This is a genomic window from Microcystis sp. LE19-131.1A (assembly GCF_027532015.1).
Lineage (GTDB): Bacteria > Cyanobacteriota > Cyanobacteriia > Cyanobacteriales > Microcystaceae > Microcystis > Microcystis ichthyoblabe_A.
The window spans coordinates 1-1,814 of record NZ_JAPZSS010000036.1 but is presented as its reverse complement, the minus strand read 5'-3'; the positions used below and the strand labels follow the sequence as shown (position 1 = coordinate 1,814).

Annotated in this window: 2 protein-coding genes; one reads left to right on the top strand and one right to left on the bottom strand. The window is 43.6% G+C overall.

Annotated elements, in window-relative coordinates; all coding sequences use genetic code 11:
* Positions 1–93: 93 nt before the first annotated feature.
* Positions 94–348: a hypothetical protein gene (locus tag O9323_RS03260; protein ID WP_149106772.1), complete on the top strand. Its 255-nt coding sequence runs from the start codon at positions 94–96 to the stop codon at positions 346–348.
* Positions 349–432: 84 nt separating this feature from the next.
* Here O9323_RS03260 and O9323_RS03255 read toward each other — a convergent pair whose 3' ends face one another.
* On the bottom strand, positions 433–1,458 hold the full coding sequence (locus O9323_RS03255; RefSeq protein ID WP_002732998.1) for an ABC transporter permease: 1,026 nt from the start codon (positions 1,456–1,458) through the stop codon (positions 433–435).
* Positions 1,459–1,814 lie beyond the last annotated feature (356 nt).

Below are 1,814 nucleotides of genomic sequence, written 5' to 3'. Positions count from 1 at the left end.
AAACAGCACTTTTTCTCGGTCAATGATTAGGGTAAGTTATAATTTAGGGGTTAATTAACAACTAAAGCTTATGCTTGTAGCTAAGTGAAATCATTGATTAAGAGACCTGTACTTTTCAATGACTTTTTGCCGCAAACCCTAACTAAGCGCAAGATAGCCGGTGGTTCTCGCTCCTTCAGTGGCTTTGTCGATACTGCTCGTTTGTTGACCGTGATTCAGTCTTGTCGCGCCCAAGGCCGTTCGGTTTTAACTTTCTTGCGTCAGGCTTTGGCCTCTGTCCATCACCCCTTGAATACGGTTGTCTCTCTTATCCCCACTGCTGATTTTTCTCTCTTTGTCAACCCCTAGACCTGAATAGTTACGTCACGACTATTGAAAATTAATATTAGTGCAAATGCTCAAAGTCCCTCTCCCTTCTCCCCACCTCCCTGATTAATAACGGATGCGAGGATCAATGTAAGCATTGATTAAATCGATCAAAATACTGGCAAAGACCACTATTGTCGCAAAAAAAGCCATTAATCCCTGCACTGTTGGGTAATCCCGCAGAGAAATCGCGCGATATAACTGATTTCCCAAACCCGGCCAAGAAAAAGTAACTTCCGTCAAAACTGCACCACCTAAAAGAGCCGCAAAAGTTAATCCTAAGACAGTAATTACGGGAATTAGGGCATTTTTCAGCGCATGGGCGATCATAATCGTTTTTTCTGGTATTCCTCTCGCTTTTGCCGCATCTACATAGTCCGCTTGCAAAGTTTGTTTCAGATTAACTCGCACCATCCGTTCAAAAATCCCACTCAAAAGAATGCCGAGAGTAAAACTAGGTAAGGCTAGATAATACAACGCCGTAGGCAACTTATCTAGTTGTAGAGTCATCAGACTATCAAAGGTGTATAAACCCGTAATTGTCTGGGGTGGAGTTTCACTCAAAGGAAAACGAGTCCCCAAGGGAAACCAGCGCAACTGTACCGCAAAAATTAGCTGTAAGAGCATTCCCACCCAAAAAATCGGCAAGGAATAGGTTATCAGTCCAAATAAACGTCCCCCCGCATCTAAGGGGGTATTCGGACGGGAAGCGGTGATAATTCCCAATCCGACTCCCACTATCACCGCAATTAGCATTCCATAAAAAGTTAGTTCCACCGTCGCCGGAAAATGTTTGGCGATAATCTCCCACACCGTCACCCCCTTACTGGTTAAAGAGTCTCCTAAGTTGAGACGCATGAGATTGAAAATATAGTCTAGATACTGGAAAAATAGGGGCTTATTCAGTCCTAACTGTTCTCTTAGGGCATTTTTGGCACTTTCAGGAGCGCGGTTGCCTAAAATCGCATCCGTGGGATCACCGGGAGCAACACGCATCAGCAGAAAAACCACCGTCACGATCGTCCATAACATCAAGGGAGCTAGGAGTAAACGCACCAGTAAATAGGATTGTAAAGCAGCGCGGCGAGACATGAGAGCTTTCCTTTCAGAAAATACATTCTCAAGGAACCATACCCCAAAATCGACCCAGCGATCGAGAGGTACTGAAGAAAAAATTAAATAGAGGAAAATATTTAGTACAAGTAAACTAAAGTAGTCGCACCGACAGTTCTGAGCAAAGGACTACCAAAAACTCCTAAAAGCTGAAAAGCTTATGTAGCAAGGGATAGAAAAAAGATCAAAAAATTTTGCCAAAAGGGGTTGACAAACCAGGGGAAGTTAGATACATTGGTAAATGCGCGGTTGAAGCAAAGCGAAAGCGAAGCGAAACAAACGACGCTGGAACCTAGACAAAACAATAGTTTGAAAGCCAAGCAAAAAAAGCCTCG

Coding starts and splice junctions, on each gene's coding strand:
- O9323_RS03255 (WP_002732998.1), bottom strand. CDS start 1,458: ATGTCTCGCCGCGCTGCTTTACAATCCTATTTACTGGTGCGTTTACTC.